The 16373-nt window shown below is 60.3% G+C and carries 14 protein-coding genes; 6 read left to right on the top strand and 8 right to left on the bottom strand.

The genetic code is table 11. The features are described from left to right. Positions 1-112: 112 nt before the first annotated feature. Positions 113-745: a homoserine/homoserine lactone efflux protein gene (gene rhtB, locus PMI23_RS18965; RefSeq protein WP_007911125.1), complete on the top strand. Its 633-nt coding sequence runs from the start codon at positions 113-115 to the stop codon at positions 743-745. Between the two features lie 116 nt (positions 746-861). Here rhtB and PMI23_RS18970 read toward each other — a convergent pair whose 3' ends face one another. From PMI23_RS18970 to PMI23_RS18990, 5 genes are all read right to left on the bottom strand, one after another. Beyond that, a complete protein-coding gene (locus tag PMI23_RS18970; RefSeq protein WP_007911127.1) occupies positions 862-1605 on the bottom strand; it encodes a hypothetical protein in 744 nt (247 codons plus the stop codon). 3 nt (positions 1606-1608) lie between these two features. Beyond that, positions 1609-2196, bottom strand: a complete 588-nt coding sequence (gene lpoB / locus PMI23_RS18975) for a penicillin-binding protein activator LpoB (RefSeq protein ID WP_007911129.1) — start codon at positions 2194-2196, stop codon at positions 1609-1611. Between the two features lie 36 nt (positions 2197-2232). Beyond that, on the bottom strand, positions 2233-2607 hold the full coding sequence (locus PMI23_RS18980) for a YcfL family protein (RefSeq protein ID WP_007911131.1): 375 nt from the start codon (positions 2605-2607) through the stop codon (positions 2233-2235). Positions 2608-2622: 15 nt separating this feature from the next. Further along, a complete protein-coding gene (locus tag PMI23_RS18985; protein WP_007911132.1) occupies positions 2623-4017 on the bottom strand; it encodes a COG3014 family protein in 1395 nt (464 codons plus the stop codon). 207 nt (positions 4018-4224) lie between these two features. After that, complete coding sequence (locus PMI23_RS18990; RefSeq protein ID WP_007911134.1) at positions 4225-5625, bottom strand: COG3014 family protein; 1401 nt, start codon at positions 5623-5625, stop codon at positions 4225-4227. Positions 5626-5753: 128 nt separating this feature from the next. Here PMI23_RS18990 and PMI23_RS18995 point away from each other — a divergent pair, with 128 nt between their 5' ends. The 3 genes from PMI23_RS18995 (at position 5754) to PMI23_RS19005 (ending at position 9218) form a co-directional block, all read left to right on the top strand. Continuing rightward, on the top strand, positions 5754-6653 hold the full coding sequence (locus PMI23_RS18995; protein ID WP_007911136.1) for a LysR family transcriptional regulator: 900 nt from the start codon (positions 5754-5756) through the stop codon (positions 6651-6653). 76 nt (positions 6654-6729) lie between these two features. Further along, positions 6730-8628 carry an FTR1 family protein gene (locus PMI23_RS19000; RefSeq protein WP_007911137.1) on the top strand — a complete coding sequence of 633 codons (1899 nt, stop codon included), beginning with the start codon at positions 6730-6732 and terminating at the stop codon, positions 8626-8628. 134 nt (positions 8629-8762) lie between these two features. Then, complete coding sequence (locus PMI23_RS19005; protein ID WP_007911138.1) at positions 8763-9218, top strand: YaiI/YqxD family protein; 456 nt, start codon at positions 8763-8765, stop codon at positions 9216-9218. A 153-nt stretch (positions 9219-9371) separates the two neighbouring features. On the opposite strand, the gene elbB is transcribed toward PMI23_RS19005, so the two are convergent. Continuing rightward, positions 9372-10040, bottom strand: a complete 669-nt coding sequence (gene elbB / locus PMI23_RS19010) for an isoprenoid biosynthesis glyoxalase ElbB (protein ID WP_007911139.1) — start codon at positions 10038-10040, stop codon at positions 9372-9374. Positions 10041-10320: 280 nt separating this feature from the next. Then, positions 10321-10971, bottom strand: coding sequence for a DedA family protein (locus PMI23_RS19015; protein ID WP_007911141.1), 651 nt, complete (start codon positions 10969-10971; stop codon positions 10321-10323). 207 nt (positions 10972-11178) lie between these two features. Here PMI23_RS19015 and hemB point away from each other — a divergent pair, with 207 nt between their 5' ends. Beyond that, positions 11179-12192: a porphobilinogen synthase gene (gene hemB, locus PMI23_RS19020; RefSeq protein ID WP_007950076.1), complete on the top strand. Its 1014-nt coding sequence runs from the start codon at positions 11179-11181 to the stop codon at positions 12190-12192. An 18-nt stretch (positions 12193-12210) separates the two neighbouring features. Continuing rightward, entirely contained in the window at positions 12211-14436 is a 2226-nt protein-coding gene (gene ppk1, locus PMI23_RS19025; protein ID WP_007911143.1) for a polyphosphate kinase 1, read from the top strand. A gap of 257 nt (positions 14437-14693) precedes the next feature. Here ppk1 and ppx read toward each other — a convergent pair whose 3' ends face one another. After that, positions 14694-16196 carry an exopolyphosphatase gene (ppx, locus tag PMI23_RS19030; protein WP_007911145.1) on the bottom strand — a complete coding sequence of 501 codons (1503 nt, stop codon included), beginning with the start codon at positions 16194-16196 and terminating at the stop codon, positions 14694-14696. Between the last annotated feature and the right edge of the window lie 177 nt (positions 16197-16373).

A 16373-nucleotide genomic window follows, 5' to 3' on the forward strand; every position in this document is an offset into this window, starting at 1 on the left:
CCTACAGGGATCGCATTCTCATGTAGGAGCTGCCGCAGGCTGCGATCTTTTGCTTTTAGCCCCAAACCGCATTAGCTTTGACAACTTGTTACGGCATGAGTCGAGGTGTGCGATGGAGCTTCAAACATGGCTGGCGTTTTTTGCCGCCTGCTGGGTGATCAGTCTGTCCCCGGGTGCTGGCGCCATTGCGTCGATGTCCAGCGGTCTGCAATACGGTTTCTGGCGCGGTTACTGGAACGCCCTTGGCCTGCAAATCGGTCTGGCGGTGCAGATTGCGATTGTCGGCGCCGGTGTGGGCGCGATCCTGACTGCTTCGGCCACGGCCTTTCACGCGATCAAATGGTTCGGTGTCGCTTATCTGGTGTATCTGGCCATCAAGCAATGGCGTGCGCTGCCCATGGACATGAGCGATGACGCGGCGGTGCGGCCGATCGGCAAGCCGCTGGCGCTGGTGTTCCGTGGCTTTCTGGTGAACATCAGCAACCCCAAGGCTTTGGTGTTCATGCTCGCGGTGCTGCCGCAGTTCATCAACCCGCATGCGCCGTTGCTGATTCAGTATCTGGTGATTGGCGTGACCATGATCTGCGTCGACCTGATCGTGATGGCCGGCTACACCGGTCTGGCGTCGAAGGTGCTGCGTCTGTTGCGCACACCGCAGCAGCAGAAACGCATGAACCGCACGTTTGCCGGGCTGTTCATTGGCGCGGCGGCGTTTATGGCGACGTTGCGTAAAGCGGCGGCGTAAACCTCGCCAGCACAAAAAAAGGCGACCTTTGCAGGTCGCCTTTTTTTGTGGCTGGGACGCAGAGCGTCCCGGGATGCATTCCCACGCGGAGCATGGGAATGATCAGCGGCCAGTCATCAGCGCAAGATCACTGGTGCAGTATCACGCGGCAGGTTGTTGCGCTGCGGCGCTTCACGCGGCTGCTCGTAACCGCCGCCACCGAGCTGCATGCTCAGTTGCCCGGCTACGTCCTCACCCAGCGCCTTCGACACGTCACGCACCACCCGTGGGCGGTTCAGCGAGATCTTGATGTCGCGATGGTTCACCAGTTTGGTGTCCTGCGCTTCACCCATCGCCGTGAAGGCCGAGGTGATCTCGAAGGTCTTGGTATTGATCAGGCTGAAGTCCGCCACCAGCGTCAGGCCCAGCACCGCCGAATAGCTGTCGGTGTTCGCCAGCTCGTTGATGTCCTGAGTGAAGTCGATATCGGACACGGTGCCGAACAGCACGTAGTCGGCGCCCTTGAAGTTACCGGCCTTGATGCGCTTGATCACATCAAAGACATCACCCTTGGACGACGCGGTGTACGGCGTGCCTTGCACCAGCTGGAACATACCGGTGCGCAGGATTTCACCCTTGATGTCGCCGGTGAATTTACGCAGCTCGGTCTGTTCGATGTAGCTGGTCGTTGCTTCAATCTCGTTGTAGCTCGAAGAGCCACTGGAGCTGTAGTAACCCTCGCGGTGATTGCTCTGGGCCGAAACGATGTGGATGTATTGCTCCACACGTTCCTGATACGCCAGATCCGTCACCGCGACTTTCGGGGCCGCTTGCACGCTGAACGCGCAAGCCAGGGCCATCATGCCAATCCATGCGCGCATCAATTAACGCTCCGTGGTTTTGCGGATCTCTTTTTCGTCCATCCACTCGGCCAGACCGCTTTCAACGTCGATCAGTTGCAGGCTGAATTTGTAGAAGACGTCCTTGTAGTCGCTGCTGCGCTTGACGATCGAGCTGATCGAACCTTCGATGCGGTACTTGGCGGCAACCATGTTGCCAGTCTTGGCCACGGTGCTCTTCTTGTACAGGCCGCTCTGGTTTTGCAGCTTGAGCTGGTCAACCTGGCTCTGCATCGCGTTGTTGTCACTGGCAAAGCGCGCTACGCCGGTTTTCATCAGTTGAGTCTTGATGCTGGTGGTGATTTCGCGAGTGTCGATGTACTCGCTGGTCTTGTTCTTCACGTCGTAGACCTGAACCACCGGACGGCCCTGCAGAATGCCGGACTGAGCCAGCGAGCGGGTCATCGACTCGGCGATCATTTGCAGGTCGGTCGAACCGAATTCGTTGGTCACGGTTTCAACCGCTTTGGTGTCGCCGTAGCTGATGTTCTTGCTGCCCAGGGTCGGCGAAGTGTTGGCGCAACCGGAGGCCAGCAGGGCGATAACGGCAATGCAGGAAAAGCGTACAAACATGGGAATGCTCTCTAAATCAGAAATAGGGTGTCAGGCTTACGGCGTCTTGATTTCCAGACGGAAGTCCACGGCTTTCGGGGTCGGGGCAATCCCCTGAATGAAGCTGGTCTGGGCGCCGTACATCATTTGGCTTTTCCACACTTCTTCTTCGGCGATCGGGAAACCTTCCGCGCCGAGCCAGGCGAAGCGGTAGTAGAAAATCTTGTTGCTGTTGAGGGTGTTGCTCAACTGCACATTGACCGTCATGAAGCCGTTTTCGCGAGCGACGCGCATGGCGCCGACGACGATGTGTTTCTGCGGACCCATGGCCACGACTTTGCTCGCGGCGCTGCCCGGCTCTGGCGGTGGCGGGGTGGCGCAACCGCTCGCCAGCAAGGCGAGGGCGGCGACGGCGATGAGTTTGAAGCGCATGCAAAGACTCCGTTCTTAAGGTTGTTTGAGGCTGGCGACGTTGGTTGCGCCGGCGCTCGGGATCACGTGAGCGGCGAGACCGCCGGCGAACACCTGGTTGCCCACAGCGCGCAGGCTGATCACTTGGTAACGCTGATCGACAGTCACCTTGACCACCGAACCGCCGACGGCGCTCGGCAGGGTAACCTGATGCTCACCCTTTTTCAGTCGCAGACGCACCACTTGGGTGTTGTCCGGCAGGGTACGCCACGTACGGGTATCGGCACCTTCGAGCACAGCTGAAGAGATACCGACGGCGAGACCGGCCAGTGGGTTGGTTTCGTTGATCTTCTTCTGCGCCACGCCTTTGGTGATCGCCCGCACGGTGGTGCGCAGGATGATCCCCGGCATGTCGTCACGCAGGGCGCGGCGGGACATGGCGGTGGTGCTGTTGAGCGCGGTCAGATCGACCTGCTGACCGTCGACGCCGATTTGCGCGAAAGTCGCCGTGGAGGTGTCCGGTTTGATGATCGGGAACGACAGCGGCGTGATCACCACATTGTTGGAGATCGGCAATGGCAGCGGAACGCGGATCGAGTCGCGGGCTGGGGCCAGACCGCTTTGCACCACGATCAGAATGTCGCTGTCGTCGGATTTGCTCGGCTTGTCGAGATTGACCAGCGCCTGCTCCAGCAGCGGCGTGTTCGGGCGCAGTTCGGCAGCCTTGCGGTAGCCCGGTGCAGCCAGGCCTTTCTCGCCCAGGGCTTCATAGACGAAACCGGACAGGTAATGGCTGAACGCACTCTGGTAGCTGTTTTTCAGGCCAACCACTTCCGGCGCGTCGAGACTGGCGACCGGGTAGCCTTGCAGGTCCTTGTACTGCGTCTTGATGCCTTCTTTTTCGGCTTCTTCCTCGCTCTTGAGGTATTCCTTGTCACGCAGCTCGGCGATCACTGCTTCACGTTCGTGAGTTTTCTTGATCGCAGTACGTGCGCCGTCGAAATCGTTGACTGCCAGCAGGTTCAGGGCCATCTGCGTGGTCAACATGACTTTTTCGTAATCATAGCCTTCGTAGCGACGCACTTTGTCGTTGACCAGGAAACTGCCGAACTGGGCCAGGTACTTGTCGGTATCGAGCTTGACCGAGTCTTCCCACTTGCCAACCACCTGGTCGGCGCTGGTCCAGGCATTCTGGCTGCCGGAGAGGTCGCCCTTGGCGCGCAGCAACTCACCTTTCTCGAAGTAATAGAGCAGGTCTTTATCAGGGCCGGTGTTGTTCTTTTCCAGCAGAGTCAGCGCGGCGTCGACGTTGCCGGTGGCCAGTTGCTGATTGGTCTGTGCCAATTCAGAGTCGTAATTGCGAAACGCCGAACAGCCGGACAGCAGAGTGACGGCGCTGAGCGCGATCAGAGTGGGGGCGCGGAATGCCATGGGGGTACTTCTTCCCTGGAGTAATACAGCCGCGGATGCTGGTCGGGCTGGTGTGACCCATCGACAGTGGCACTGGCCTCCTGCCAATTCCTCATAACCTGAGGAGCTTTAATGCCGTTTCGCAATAGCGAGGGCGCGGCATTATAAGCGGGTGGTAGTGGCTATGTAATAGCTTTTTAATTGCACTGGTTAGTTAGATGCCATTACTTATTTCAGGTTGGATACCACGCTGCTTGCCGGTGCCCCGCTGGACTGGAAGGCGCTGCCATTGGCAAACACGTGCTCACCCAAGGCGCGCAGGCCGATAACCTGGCGATTCTGGTCGATGCGGATTTTCATTGGAGCAGCGCCGGGCGCGTTAGGCAGGCTGATCAGGTGATCACCCTTTTTCAGGCGCAGACGCACGACTTGGGTGAGGTTGGGCAAGGTGCGCCAGGTGCGGGTGTCGGCCTGCTCGAAACCGTCCCAATGAGTGACATAGGAGGCTTTGCTCGGGTCGCGTCGGTTGTCCGTGGCTTGAACGTCAGCCGCCAGAAAGGCCCGATAGGTCGTACGCTGGATAATGCCCGGCATGTCGTCACGCAGGGTGCGCAAGGACATGTCGGTAATGCTGTTGACGGCGATCAGCTTTTTCTGACGACCGTCGATGCTCACTTGATTGAATGAAGGTGTGGATGTGTCTGGCACCATCACGGGAAACGATACATTGGCGACGATGACTTGCCCGTCCGCCAACTTCACCGGATAGGGCACGCGCACGGAACTGCGGGCCGGTGCCAGGCCGCTCTGCACGATGATCAGTACGTCGCTTTCGTCTGCCTTCAGTCCAGGGTTGTCGAGGTCGCGCAATGCCTGCTGGAAAAACGCCATGTCCGGGCGCAGTTCGATCGCCTGACGATAGCCGGGCGCTGCCAGATCTTTCTCGCCGAGCGCTTCGTAGGTAAAACCGGCGAGATAGTGACTGAACGCGCTCTGATAGCCGTTCTTCAAGGCGATGACGGCGGATGATTCCAGCATGACCACTGGGTAGCCTTGCAGGTCCTTGTAATGGACGCGGGCGCCGCTGGCCTTGGCCGCCTCCTCGACACGCTCGTATTCCAGTTCTCGCTGCCGGGCGATCAATGCTTCACGCTCGTGGGTTTTCTTGATGTCGGCGCGGGCACCGTCAAAGTCATTCAGGGCCAGTTGGTTGAGGGCCATTTGCGTGGTCAGCATGACTTTTTCGTAGTCGTAGCCATCGTAGCGGCGCAGCTTGTCATTGATGATGCTGCCCCACTGATTGCCCATGGCGGCGAGCAATTTGTCGCCAGTGGTTTCAATGGTGTCCTGGCGCTGTATGACCATTTGCTCGGCGCTACGCCAGGCAATCTGGCTCTGCGGGAATTCACCGCCAGCGCTTAGCACCGCACCCTTCTCGAAGTAATAGAGCAAATCCTTTTCTTCGCCCGGGTTGTGTGCCTCGATCAAGGCCAGTGAACCGCCGATATTGCCGGCCTTGAGCTGTTGCGTGGTCTGTTGCAGTTCCAGGTCGTAATCACGGTAAGCGGCGCAACCACTGAGTTGCACAAGGGTGGCGATCAGCAGGGACGGCAACAAACAGTGGCGCATGAGCGGGTTCTTCCTTGAACGGAGAGGGCGAAATGATGGCGCATTATAGGGGCGCTTTGCAGCTGCCGGGGTGGTATGGATTGCGCTAGGCTTGCCCGCTCACCGATCAATTGAGTTGCGGTACTTCAATGAATCAACTGCTGGCCATGCGTGCGTTCCGTTGCATCGTCGAGTGTCGCGGTTTCAGTGCTGCGGCGGAACGGCTCGAGACTACGCACTCGACCATCTCCCGGCAGTTGCAGCAACTGGAAGCCGAGCTGGGCACGCGTCTGATCAATCGCAACACCCGGCGTTTCAGCCTGACCACGGCGGGGCAGCAGTATTACCTCGCCTGCGTGGATATTCTCGATCGCCTTGATCAGGCCGCTGTGGCGGTCGGTCAGGCCCAGGAGAAACCCAGTGGTGTCTTGCGCATCAGTGCGCCCGTGGTCATCGGTACGCTGGAACTGGCGAAGTGGCTGCCAGGGTTTCAACAGCGTTATCCCGAGATTGAAGTCGATCTGTCCTGCGATGACCGTTTTGTCGATCTGATCGCCGAAGGCCTCGATGTCGCGTTGCGCATCTGCGGGCCGCTTGAAGATTCGTCTCTGGTGGCGCGGTTGCTCACGGTTTCGCCGATGCTGCTGGTCGCGTCACCGGCCTATATCGCACGGCACGGATTGGTACGGCAGGTTCGGGAACTGGCCGGGCATCAGTTGCTGGCGTTTGCCGGTGGCAGTGACTGGACGCTGACCGATGCGCGCGGAGTTGCCACGCAGATCCGTGCGCATGGGCGCTTCAAGGCCGACTCGATCAGCTCGCTGCACGCCGCTGCGTTGGCCGGTGTGGGCATTGCCGCGTTCACCCGTGCGACGGTGCAGGATGACTTGTTGAGCGGACGGTTGGTGCAGATGCTGCCCAACTGCAGCCTGGGTCAACGGCACTATTACGCGCTGTATCCCCATGCCCGGCATGTGGCGCTCAAGGTCAAAGTGTTCGTTGAGTTCATGGCCGAACACTACCGTAGCGGCAGTCCGGCGTTAGGCTAAATTGCCGACAAAGCTTGAGGGAAACGCGTTCGAAGTGAACAATATGTAACTTCGCATTTCCATTTGAGAATTCTTCATGACTGCCGCGTCCCGTTTCCTGGCCTGGCTGGTGTTCCCGTTGTTTGCCCTGAGCAGCTTCAATCTGCTGGCTGATACCGTGGAAGGCGCACCGCAAGCGCTGCATTTGCTCGATTACATCAGCGCCGACTACCCGCCGACGGTAGCGGCGGGCAAGGTTGTCGATGATTCCGAATACCGCGAGCAACTGGAGTTCACGCGGGCGCTGCAAGGCTTGATCACCGGCATGCCGGCCAAGCCTGAAAAGGCTGCGCTGGAGCAGGGCGTTGAAGCCTTGCACGCGGCGATCACCGCGAAACAGGACGGCGCCGAAGTGGCCCGACAGGCGCGGCAACTGGGCGCGCAACTGGCGGTGGCGTATGAAGTCAGCCAGGCACCGATCATCACCCCCGACCCCACCCGTGGTGCGCCGCTCTATGCGCAGAATTGCTCGGTGTGCCACGGCGACAGTGGCGCCGGTGACGGCCCGGCGGGGCTCGGCATGACCCCGGCACCGGCCAATCTGCGTGATGCGGCGCGGTTGGATCACCTGAGCTTGTACGCGATCTACAACACCCTTGGCCAAGGCGTCGAAGGCACCGACATGCCGGCGTTTGCCGATCAGCTTGATGATCGCCAGCGTTGGGATCTGGCGACTTACATCGCCGGCTTCAGCGCCGATCCGGCGGCGGCCAAAGCCGAGAAGACTTACAACATCGCCGATCTGGCGCGCCAGACCCCGGCTGAGGTACAGGCCGCCGACGGCGCGCAAGCCGCAGCGACGTTCCGTGCACAACGTGCACAGCCGCCGCAGGTCAAGCGCGGCCCGGCGCAGTTGCTCGACTACACCGCCGCAACGCTGGACAAGAGCCTTGCCGCTTATCGCGCCGGCGAACACGATCAGGCATACGACCTGTCGGTCGCGGCCTATCTGGAAGGCTTCGAACTGGTCGAGAGCTCGCTGGATAACGTCGACGCCAATGTGCGCAAGGACACAGAAAAATCGCTGATGGCTTACCGGCAATCGTTGCAGGACGGTTTGCCGGTCGAGCAGGCCGAGCAGCGTCTGGACGCCGCAAAGGCCAAGCTCAAGGAATCCGCCGGGTTGCTCGGCAGCGACGGCCTGAGCTGGTCGCTGAGCTACATTTCCGGCCTGCTGATTCTGCTGCGCGAAGGTCTGGAAGCGATTCTGGTACTGGCGGCGATTCTTGCGTTCCTGCGCAACACCGGCCAGCAGTCAGCGGTGCGCAGTGTCAACGTCGGTTGGGGCCTGGCGCTGCTGGCCGGCCTCGGCACCTGGGCGTTGGCGGCGTATGTGATCGACGTCAGCGGCTCGCAGCGTGAACTGCTCGAAGGCGCCACGGCGCTGTTTGCCAGTGTCATGGTCTTGTGGCTCGGTGTGTGGATGCATGACCGCCGGCATGCAGCGGCCTGGCAGGATTACATCAAGAGCAGTCTGGTCGGTGGTGGCGGGCGTTTCGGCTTCGCGATTCTGGCGTTCTTCTCGGTGTATCGCGAGCTGTTCGAAGTGATCCTGTTCTACGAAACCCTGTGGCTGCAGGCCGGCCCGGCCGGGCATGACGCGGTCCTCGCCGGTGGCGCGACGGCATTGGTGCTGCTGGTGGGGCTGGCGTGGGTAATCCTGCGCGGTTCGGCGAAACTGCCGTTGACGCTGTTCTTCAGCATCAACGCCGCGTTGCTCTGCGCGTTGTCGGTGGTGTTTGCCGGGCATGGCGTGAAGGCGTTGCAGGAAGCCGGAATCTTTGGCACGCGGCCGGTGGCGTTCTTTGAATTCGACTGGCTGGGGATTCATGCCGATGCCTATTCGCTGACGGCGCAAGCGGTGGCGATTCTGGCGATTGTGGTGTTGTATGGGCGTAGTTGGGTGGCGGAGAAGCGGCGGGTTTCGGCTGCTTGATTGAGTGCTCCCTTAAAAGATCGCAGCCTTCGGCAGCTCCTACATGGGCGTAGCATGTCGCAATATTGCGGCGCGACGCGCACTCTGTAGGAGTTGCCGAAGGCTGCGATCTTTTGCTTTTAGAGGTAAAGAAAATGCGTGTATGGATCGATGCCGACGCCTGCCCACGGGCGGCGAAGGATCTGGTGGTGAAGTTCGCCCTCAAGCGCCAGTTCGAAGTGGTGCTGGTGGCCGGGCAGCCGCAGATCAAGCCGGGGCTGGCCATCGTCAAACTGATCGTGGTGCCGAGCGGCCCGGATGCGGCAGACGATTATCTGGTCGAGCACGCGGTACCGGGGGAGCTGGTGATTTGCAGCGATATTCCATTGGCCGATCGTTTGGTGAAGAAGGGCGTCGCGGCGCTGGATCCACGCGGCAAGGAGTTCGATGCGCAGAACATGGGCGAGCGCTTGGCCGTGCGCAATCTGTTCACTGATCTGCGCGAACAAGGCCAGATGAGCGGCGGACCGGCGCCGTTTGGCGATCGCGAGAAACAGGCGTTTGCCAATGCGCTGGACCGGATCCTGACCCGACTGACGCGCAAACCCTGAGCCTTATGACGATCATTCCCACGCTCCGCGTGGGAATGCATCTTGGGACGCTCTGCGTTCCGGTCTTACCGCAAATGTAACGCCAAAGTGAGCAGGCGCGGAGCGCCAATGGCGGCATTCCCACGCAGAGCGTGGGAACGATCATACGGGGAATCAGGCGTCGTTTTCGTGGGTCAGTTCGAGGACGCGATCCACGAGCTTGTTGATCCCCGAAGCCGCCTCACTGATGTTCTGCGCCAGCATGTAAGCCGGGGTCGTCACCAGTTTGCGCGCCTTGTCTTCGATGATTTCCGTCACCGCGCAGTCTTCATGAGTGGCACCCATCTTGTTCATCGCCGTGGCGGTGTCGGCGTCGTTGCCGATGGTGCAGGTCACGCCCGGGCCATAGATCTTCGCCGCCAATGCCGGGGAAATGCACATCAGGCCCACCGGTTTGCCTGCTTCGGCGAATGCTTCGGCCAAGGCCAGCACTTGCGGCTGCACGGTGCAGCCCGCGCCTTCAACGGCAAAGTTCGAAAGGTTCTTCGCCGCACCAAACCCTCCCGGCACGATCAGCGCATCGAAGTCGTCGACATCGGCGTCGCGGATGTCCTTGATGTTGCCGCGGGCAATGCGCGCCGATTCCACCAGGACGTTGCGCGACTCGGGCATTTCTTCGCCGGTCAGGTGATTTATCACATGCAATTGCGCGATGTTCGGGGCGAAGCACTGTACCTGCGCGCCACGTTGGTCGAGGCGCAGCAGGGTGATGACGCTTTCATGGATTTCGGCGCCGTCGTACACGCCACTGCCGGACAGGATCACTGCAACTTTTTTGCTCATGGGTTTCTCTCCAGATTCATGGCGCTAAATGTCCACTAAATTATCGCGCGTTGCCATAGGCTCAAGAGCTGGCGGCACCTGCATGGAGCGCTTTCTACATGGATCGCAACAACGGCGGGGTGTTCATTATTTGCGGTTGCCTGCTGCGAAAACGAGCGGGAGATTTTTCGCGTGAGAACGCCGCTGGCGAACGGCAGTCCGCTAGCGCAGAGGGGGCAAATGATTGAAAGAGGCGGCCAGCCCGCGCTGTGCGCAGGGCTGTACGCCAGTCGCCAGCGAGTTACTCGGCTGGCGTCTTCGGTTCGGCAGGTTTGGCCACTTCGGCTTGACTCAGCAGTGCAGCTTTCGCGGCTTGCTCGTCGGCGTAGACCTGTTTGGCCAGCCGCGCATTCTTGAAGCGGCGGCGCAGCCACAGACCGACACCCAGCACCAGCAACGCACCCAGCACCCACAGCTCGTACTTCTTGATGCTGCCGAGCATGCCTTCCAGCACTGCACCGAAGTGGTAAGCGGCGGCGGCCAGCGCGGTCGCCCAGATCGCCGCACCGATGCCGTTGAGCAGCAGATAACGTCCCGGCGGATAACCCGACAGGCCGATCGCCACCGGCATCACCGTGCGCAGACCGTAAACGAAACGGAAGCTCAACACCCAAATGTCAGGATGCTTGCGAATGTGCTCCAGCGCGCGGTCGCCCATCAGCTGCCAGCGCGGTTTGCGCGCGAGCAATTTGCGCCCGTGTTTGCGGCCGAGGAAGTACCACAGCTGATCGCCGGCATAGCTGCCGCAGAACGCCACGACCACCACCAGGTTGATGTCCATGTATCCACGGAACGCGAGGAAGCCCGCGAGCACCAGGATGGTTTCGCCTTCGAAGAACGTGCCGAGGAACAAGGCAAAATAGCCAAAGTCATGCAGAAATTGTTGGAGCATTGTCTGGGTGCTGGCGAAATGAACGCGCAGCCTAACCCTTCGGACACATTCATGAAAGTGTCCAAATGTGTCTCGACGTGAACAATTCCTACACTGAGAATGGAATGCGGCTACACGTCACAGGTCTCACACAACTGTCATCTGTTCGTCATAATGGCCGTCTATAACTGTCACGCTCGCCCGTTTGCGCGGGCTCAGGAGTCTGCCGTGAGCTTTACCCCCGCCAATCGTCTGTTCCCTGCCACTCGCCTGCGTCGCAACCGTCGTGATGATTTTTCGCGTCGGCTGGTGCGGGAAAATGTGCTGACGGTCGATGACCTGATCCTGCCGGTGTTCGTGCTCGACGGTGAAAACCGCCGCGAAGCCGTGGCTTCGATGCCTGGGGTAGAGCGGTTGACTATCGATCTGCTGCTCGAAGAAGCGGCGAAGTGGGTCGAGCTGGGGATTCCGGCGCTGGCGCTCTTTCCGGTCACCCCACCTGAATTGAAGTCCCTCGACGCTGCTGAAGCCTGGAACCCCGAAGGCATCGCCCAGCGCGCCACCCGCGCGCTGCGTGAGCGTTTCCCGGAACTGGGGGTGATCACCGACGTTGCGCTTGATCCGTTCACCACCCACGGTCAGGACGGCATCCTCGACGAAGAAGGCTACGTGCAGAACGACATTACCGTCGACGCACTGGTCCGCCAGGCCTTGTCCCATGCCGAAGCCGGCGCTCAGGTGGTCGCGCCGTCGGACATGATGGACGGTCGCATTCAAGCGATCCGCGAAGCGCTGGAAATCGCCGGCCACGTCAACGTGCGGATCATGGCCTACTCGGCCAAGTACGCCAGCGCCTATTACGGCCCGTTCCGCGATGCCGTGGGTTCAGCCTCGAACCTCGGCAAGGCGAACAAAGCCTCTTATCAGATGGACCCGGCCAACAGCGACGAAGCGCTGCACGAAGTCGGTGCGGACTTGTCTGAAGGCGCGGACATGGTCATGGTCAAACCGGGCATGCCCTACCTGGACATTCTTTTCCGGGTAAAAGATGCCTTCAAAGTGCCGACCTTCGTCTATCAGGTTAGCGGCGAATACGCCATGCACATGGCGGCGATCCAGAATGGCTGGTTGAGCGAGGCGGTGATTGTCGAATCACTGACCGCCTTTAAACGTGCCGGCGCTGATGGCATCCTGACTTACTTTGCTGTCCGCGCCGCTCAATTGTTACGAGAGCAGAAATAGCCCTCCCAGGAACATTCAATGAATACCGAAGGACTCACGGAAGTTGCAGTAAAAGAAGCTCAACCGGTGGTCGAGCAAATCACCGAAACCCCGCCGGAACTGGAGCCTGCGCCACCCGCGCCAGTCGCCGAACCTGTCGCGGCGGCGCCAGTGATTGCCATACCGGGCCTGGATGACAGCAGCCTGTACATCCACCGTGAGCTTTCGCAACTGCAATTCAATATCCGCGTGCTGGAACAGGCGCTGGACGAGTCCTATCCGTTGCTGGAACGCTTGAAGTTCCTGCTGATCTTCTCCAGCAACCTCGATGAATTCTTTGAAATCCGCGTCGCCGGTCTGAAGAAACAGATCACTTTCGCCCGGGAGCAGGCCGGAGCTGATGGCTTGCAACCGCATCAGGCGCTGGCGCGGATCAGCGAGCTGGTCCACGGTCATGTTGATCGTCAGTACGCGATCCTCAACGACATTCTGTTGCCGGAGCTGGAAAAGCATCAGGTGCGCTTCATCCGTCGCCGCCACTGGACGGTCAAGATCAAAACCTGGGTGCGCCGCTATTTCCGCGACGAGATCGCACCGATCATCACCCCGATCGGGCTCGACCCGACGCACCCGTTCCCGTTGCTGGTGAACAAGAGCCTGAACTTCATCGTCGAGCTGGAAGGCATCGACGCCTTCGGTCGCGACTCCGGTCTGGCGATCATCCCGGCGCCGCGCTTGCTGCCACGGATCATCAAGGTGCCGGAAGAAGTCGGCGGCCCCGGCGACAACTATGTGTTCCTGTCGTCGATGATCCACGCCCACGCCGATGACCTGTTCCAGGGCATGAAGGTTAAAGGCTGCTACCAGTTCCGCCTGACCCGAAACGCCGACCTGGCGCTCGACTCCGAAGATGTCGAAGACCTGGCCCGCGCGCTGCGTGGCGAGTTGTTCTCGCGTCGTTACGGTGATGCGGTGCGTCTGGAAGTCGCTGACACTTGCCCGAAACACCTTTCGGACTATCTGCTCAAGCAGTTCAACCTGAGCGAGAGCGAGCTGTATCAGGTCAACGGCCCGGTCAACCTGACGCGGCTGTTCAGCATCACCGGGCTCGACAGCCATCCGGAGCTGCAATACACGCCGTTCACCCCGCAGATCCCGAAACTGCTGCAGAACAGCGAAAACATCTTCAGCGTGGTCAGCAAGCAGGACATCCTCTTGCTGCACCCATTCGAGTCGTTCACCCCGGTGGTCGACCTGCTGCGTCAAGCCGCCAAAGACCCGCACGTTCTCGCTGTGCGTCAGACCCTGTACCGTTCCGGCGCCAACTCCGAAATCGTCGATGCGCTGGTGGATGCCGCGCGTAACGGCAAGGAAGTGACGGCGGTCATCGAACTGCGTGCGCGGTTCGACGAAGAATCCAACCTGCAACTGGCCAGCCGTCTGCAAGCGGCCGGTGCGGTGGTGATCTACGGCGTGGTCGGCTTCAAGACCCACGCCAAGATGATGCTGATCCTGCGTCGCGAAGCCGGCGAAATCGTCCGCTACGCGCACCTCGGCACCGGTAACTACCACGCCGGCAACGCCAAGCTGTACACCGACTACAGCCTGCTGACCTCCGACGATGCCTTGTGCGAAGACGTTGGCAAACTGTTCAGCCAGTTGATCGGCATGGGTAAAACCCTGCGCATGAAGAAGCTGCTGCATGCGCCGTTCACCCTGAAGAAGGGCATGCTCGACATGATCACCCGCGAGACGCAATTTGCGCTCGACGGCAAACCGGCGCACATCATTGCCAAGTTCAACTCGCTGACCGATCCGAAGATCATCCGCGCGCTGTACAAGGCCAGCCAGTCCGGTGTGCGCATCGATCTGGTGGTGCGCGGCATGTGCTGCCTGCGTCCGGGGATTGCCGGGGTTTCGCACAACATTCATGTGCGCTCGATCATCGGCCGCTTCCTTGAGCACACCCGAGTGTTCTACTTCCTCAATGGCGGCGATGAGCAGATGTTCCTCTCCAGTGCCGACTGGATGGAGCGCAACCTCGACAAACGCGTCGAGACTTGCTTCCCGGTCGAAGGCAAAAAGCTGCTGACCCGGGTGAAGAAAGAGCTGGAGCTGTACCTGACTGATAACACTCATAGCTGGAGCTTACAGTCGGATGGCCGTTACATCCGCAACACGCCGACCGGCAACCAGAACCCGAGGAGTGCGCAGGCGACGTTGCTGGAGCGCTTGGGTAGCCCCATCCTGCCGGTGAGCAGCTGAGGCGTTGAAAGTCAAAAGCCCCTCACCCTATCCCTCTCCCGAAGGGAGAGGGGACTGATCGAGGTGTCTCACGCTATACGCCGACCTGAGAAATCGAGTCGAACTCAGGTTTTGAAAAGCCCACAAATCGGCTCCCTCTCCCTCGGGAGAGGGCTGGGGTGAGGGGCATCGATCTCACGCACACCACTAAATCCCAGCCGAACACCCAATAAAAAAGGCGATCCAGAAGGATCGCCTTTTTTATGCCCAATCGAGGCTCAGTGGACCGTGAGCACAATCCCCACCCGCGTCAGCCAATCCGCCTCAAGCCCGAAATCCGCCTGAGTCAGTTGATTCTCATCCAGCCAGTTTTCAGGGAATTCCACATCCAGGGTGTTGCCCTTGGCGTGCAATACCACCTGCGGCATGGTCTGGGTGCCACGAATGTGGTGGAACAGGATCGCAAAGCGCAGCAGCACGCACAGACGGATCAGCTTGTCGCCGTCGTCGCCGAAGTCAGCAAACTTGTCCTTCGGAATATTGCGGCGATGGCCGCGCACCAATAGCGCGAGCATCTGTTGATCTTCACGGGAGAACCCGGCGAGGTCCGAGTGCTCGATCAGGTAGGCGCCGTGCTTGTGGTAGTGATAGTGCGCGATGTCGAGGCCGACTTCGTGCACTTTCGCCGCCCAGCCAAGGAGTTCGCGCCAGATGCCGTCATCCAGCTCCCAGTCCGCCGCCACCTGATCAAACGCGTGCAAGGCTTTGCGTTCAACTCGTGCGGCCTGTTCCAGATCGACGTGATAGCGCTCCATCAGCGAGGTCAGGGTGCGTTCGCGCACGTCTTCGTGATGATGGCGACCGAGCAGGTCATAGAGCACGCCTTCACGCAGGGCGCCGTCGCAGTGATCCATGCGTTGCAGTTCGAGGGCGTCGAAAATCGCTTCGAGAATCGCCAGACCCGCCGGGAAAATGGTCCGGCGATCCGGCTTGATGCCTTCAAAATCGATCTTGTCGACGTCACCGAGCTTGAACAGACGACGCTTGAGCCAGGCCAAGCCTTCGGCGTTCACTTCGCCGGTGCCGTGACCGCCGGCCTTCAGGGCCAGACCGATGGCGCGGATGGTACCCGAGGAACCGATGGCTTCATCCCAGGTCAGGCGATGCAGGGCATGTTCGATGCTCATGATCTCCAGCCGCGCCGCCGTGTATGCCTGGGCGTAGCGGGCCGGGGTGATCTTGCCGTCCTTGAAGTAGCGCTGAGTGAAGCTGACGCAGCCCATTTGCAGGCTTTCGCGCAGCAGCGGTTCGAAGCGCTGGCCAATGATGAACTCGGTGCTGCCGCCGCCGATGTCGGCGACCAGACGTTTGCCCGGGGTGTCAGCGAGGGTGTGCGAGACGCCGAGGTAGATCAGACGTGCTTCTTCACGACCGGAAATCACTTCCACCGGGTGACCGAGGATTTCTTCGGCGCGATGAATGAATTCGAGGCGGTTGCGCGCTTCGCGCAGAGCGTTGGTGCCGACGATGCGCACGGCGCCGAGCGGCATACCGTTGATCAGTTGGGCAAAGCGTTTGAGGCAATCGAGGCCGCGCTGCATCGATTCTTCGTTGAGCTTGCGCTCGTCGTCGATGCCGGCAGCCAGCTGAACCTTCTCGCCAAGGCGCTCGAGAATGCGGATTTCGCCGTTCTGGGCCTTGGCCACGACCATGTGAAAGCTGTTCGAGCCCAGGTCGATTGCGGCGATCAGGGACAGATTCTTGGCTTGGGATTGCGGCATGGTCAGGGGGTCTCGGTCGATAACCCCGACATCGTGCCACGATCAAACGCTGGCGCCAACGCGCACGGTTCAAACCGCCGGAGCGCGCACCCCGAACCTGATCGTTCCCACGCTCTGCGTGGGAATGCCTCACTGGACGCTCTGCGTCCGCTTTTGGGACGCTCTGCGTCCTTGGCT

The organism is Pseudomonas sp. GM24, assembly GCF_000282235.1.
GTDB lineage: Bacteria > Pseudomonadota > Gammaproteobacteria > Pseudomonadales > Pseudomonadaceae > Aquipseudomonas.

Excerpts from the sequence above, each read along its gene's own strand:
- rhtB (WP_007911125.1), top strand. The coding sequence starts at position 113 with ATGGAGCTTCAAACATGGCTGGCGTTTTTTGCCGCCTGCTGGGTGATC.
- PMI23_RS18970 (WP_007911127.1), bottom strand. The coding sequence starts at position 1,605 with ATGCGCGCATGGATTGGCATGATGGCCCTGGCTTGCGCGTTCAGCGTG.
- lpoB (WP_007911129.1), bottom strand. The coding sequence starts at position 2,196 with ATGTTTGTACGCTTTTCCTGCATTGCCGTTATCGCCCTGCTGGCCTCC.
- PMI23_RS18980 (WP_007911131.1), bottom strand. The coding sequence starts at position 2,607 with ATGCGCTTCAAACTCATCGCCGTCGCCGCCCTCGCCTTGCTGGCGAGC.
- PMI23_RS18985 (WP_007911132.1), bottom strand. The coding sequence starts at position 4,017 with ATGGCATTCCGCGCCCCCACTCTGATCGCGCTCAGCGCCGTCACTCTG.
- PMI23_RS18990 (WP_007911134.1), bottom strand. The coding sequence starts at position 5,625 with ATGCGCCACTGTTTGTTGCCGTCCCTGCTGATCGCCACCCTTGTGCAA.
- PMI23_RS18995 (WP_007911136.1), top strand. The coding sequence starts at position 5,754 with ATGAATCAACTGCTGGCCATGCGTGCGTTCCGTTGCATCGTCGAGTGT.
- PMI23_RS19000 (WP_007911137.1), top strand. The coding sequence starts at position 6,730 with ATGACTGCCGCGTCCCGTTTCCTGGCCTGGCTGGTGTTCCCGTTGTTT.
- PMI23_RS19005 (WP_007911138.1), top strand. The coding sequence starts at position 8,763 with ATGCGTGTATGGATCGATGCCGACGCCTGCCCACGGGCGGCGAAGGAT.
- elbB (WP_007911139.1), bottom strand. The coding sequence starts at position 10,040 with ATGAGCAAAAAAGTTGCAGTGATCCTGTCCGGCAGTGGCGTGTACGAC.
- PMI23_RS19015 (WP_007911141.1), bottom strand. The coding sequence starts at position 10,971 with ATGCTCCAACAATTTCTGCATGACTTTGGCTATTTTGCCTTGTTCCTC.
- ppk1 (WP_007911143.1), top strand. The coding sequence starts at position 12,211 with ATGAATACCGAAGGACTCACGGAAGTTGCAGTAAAAGAAGCTCAACCG.
- ppx (WP_007911145.1), bottom strand. The coding sequence starts at position 16,196 with ATGCCGCAATCCCAAGCCAAGAATCTGTCCCTGATCGCCGCAATCGAC.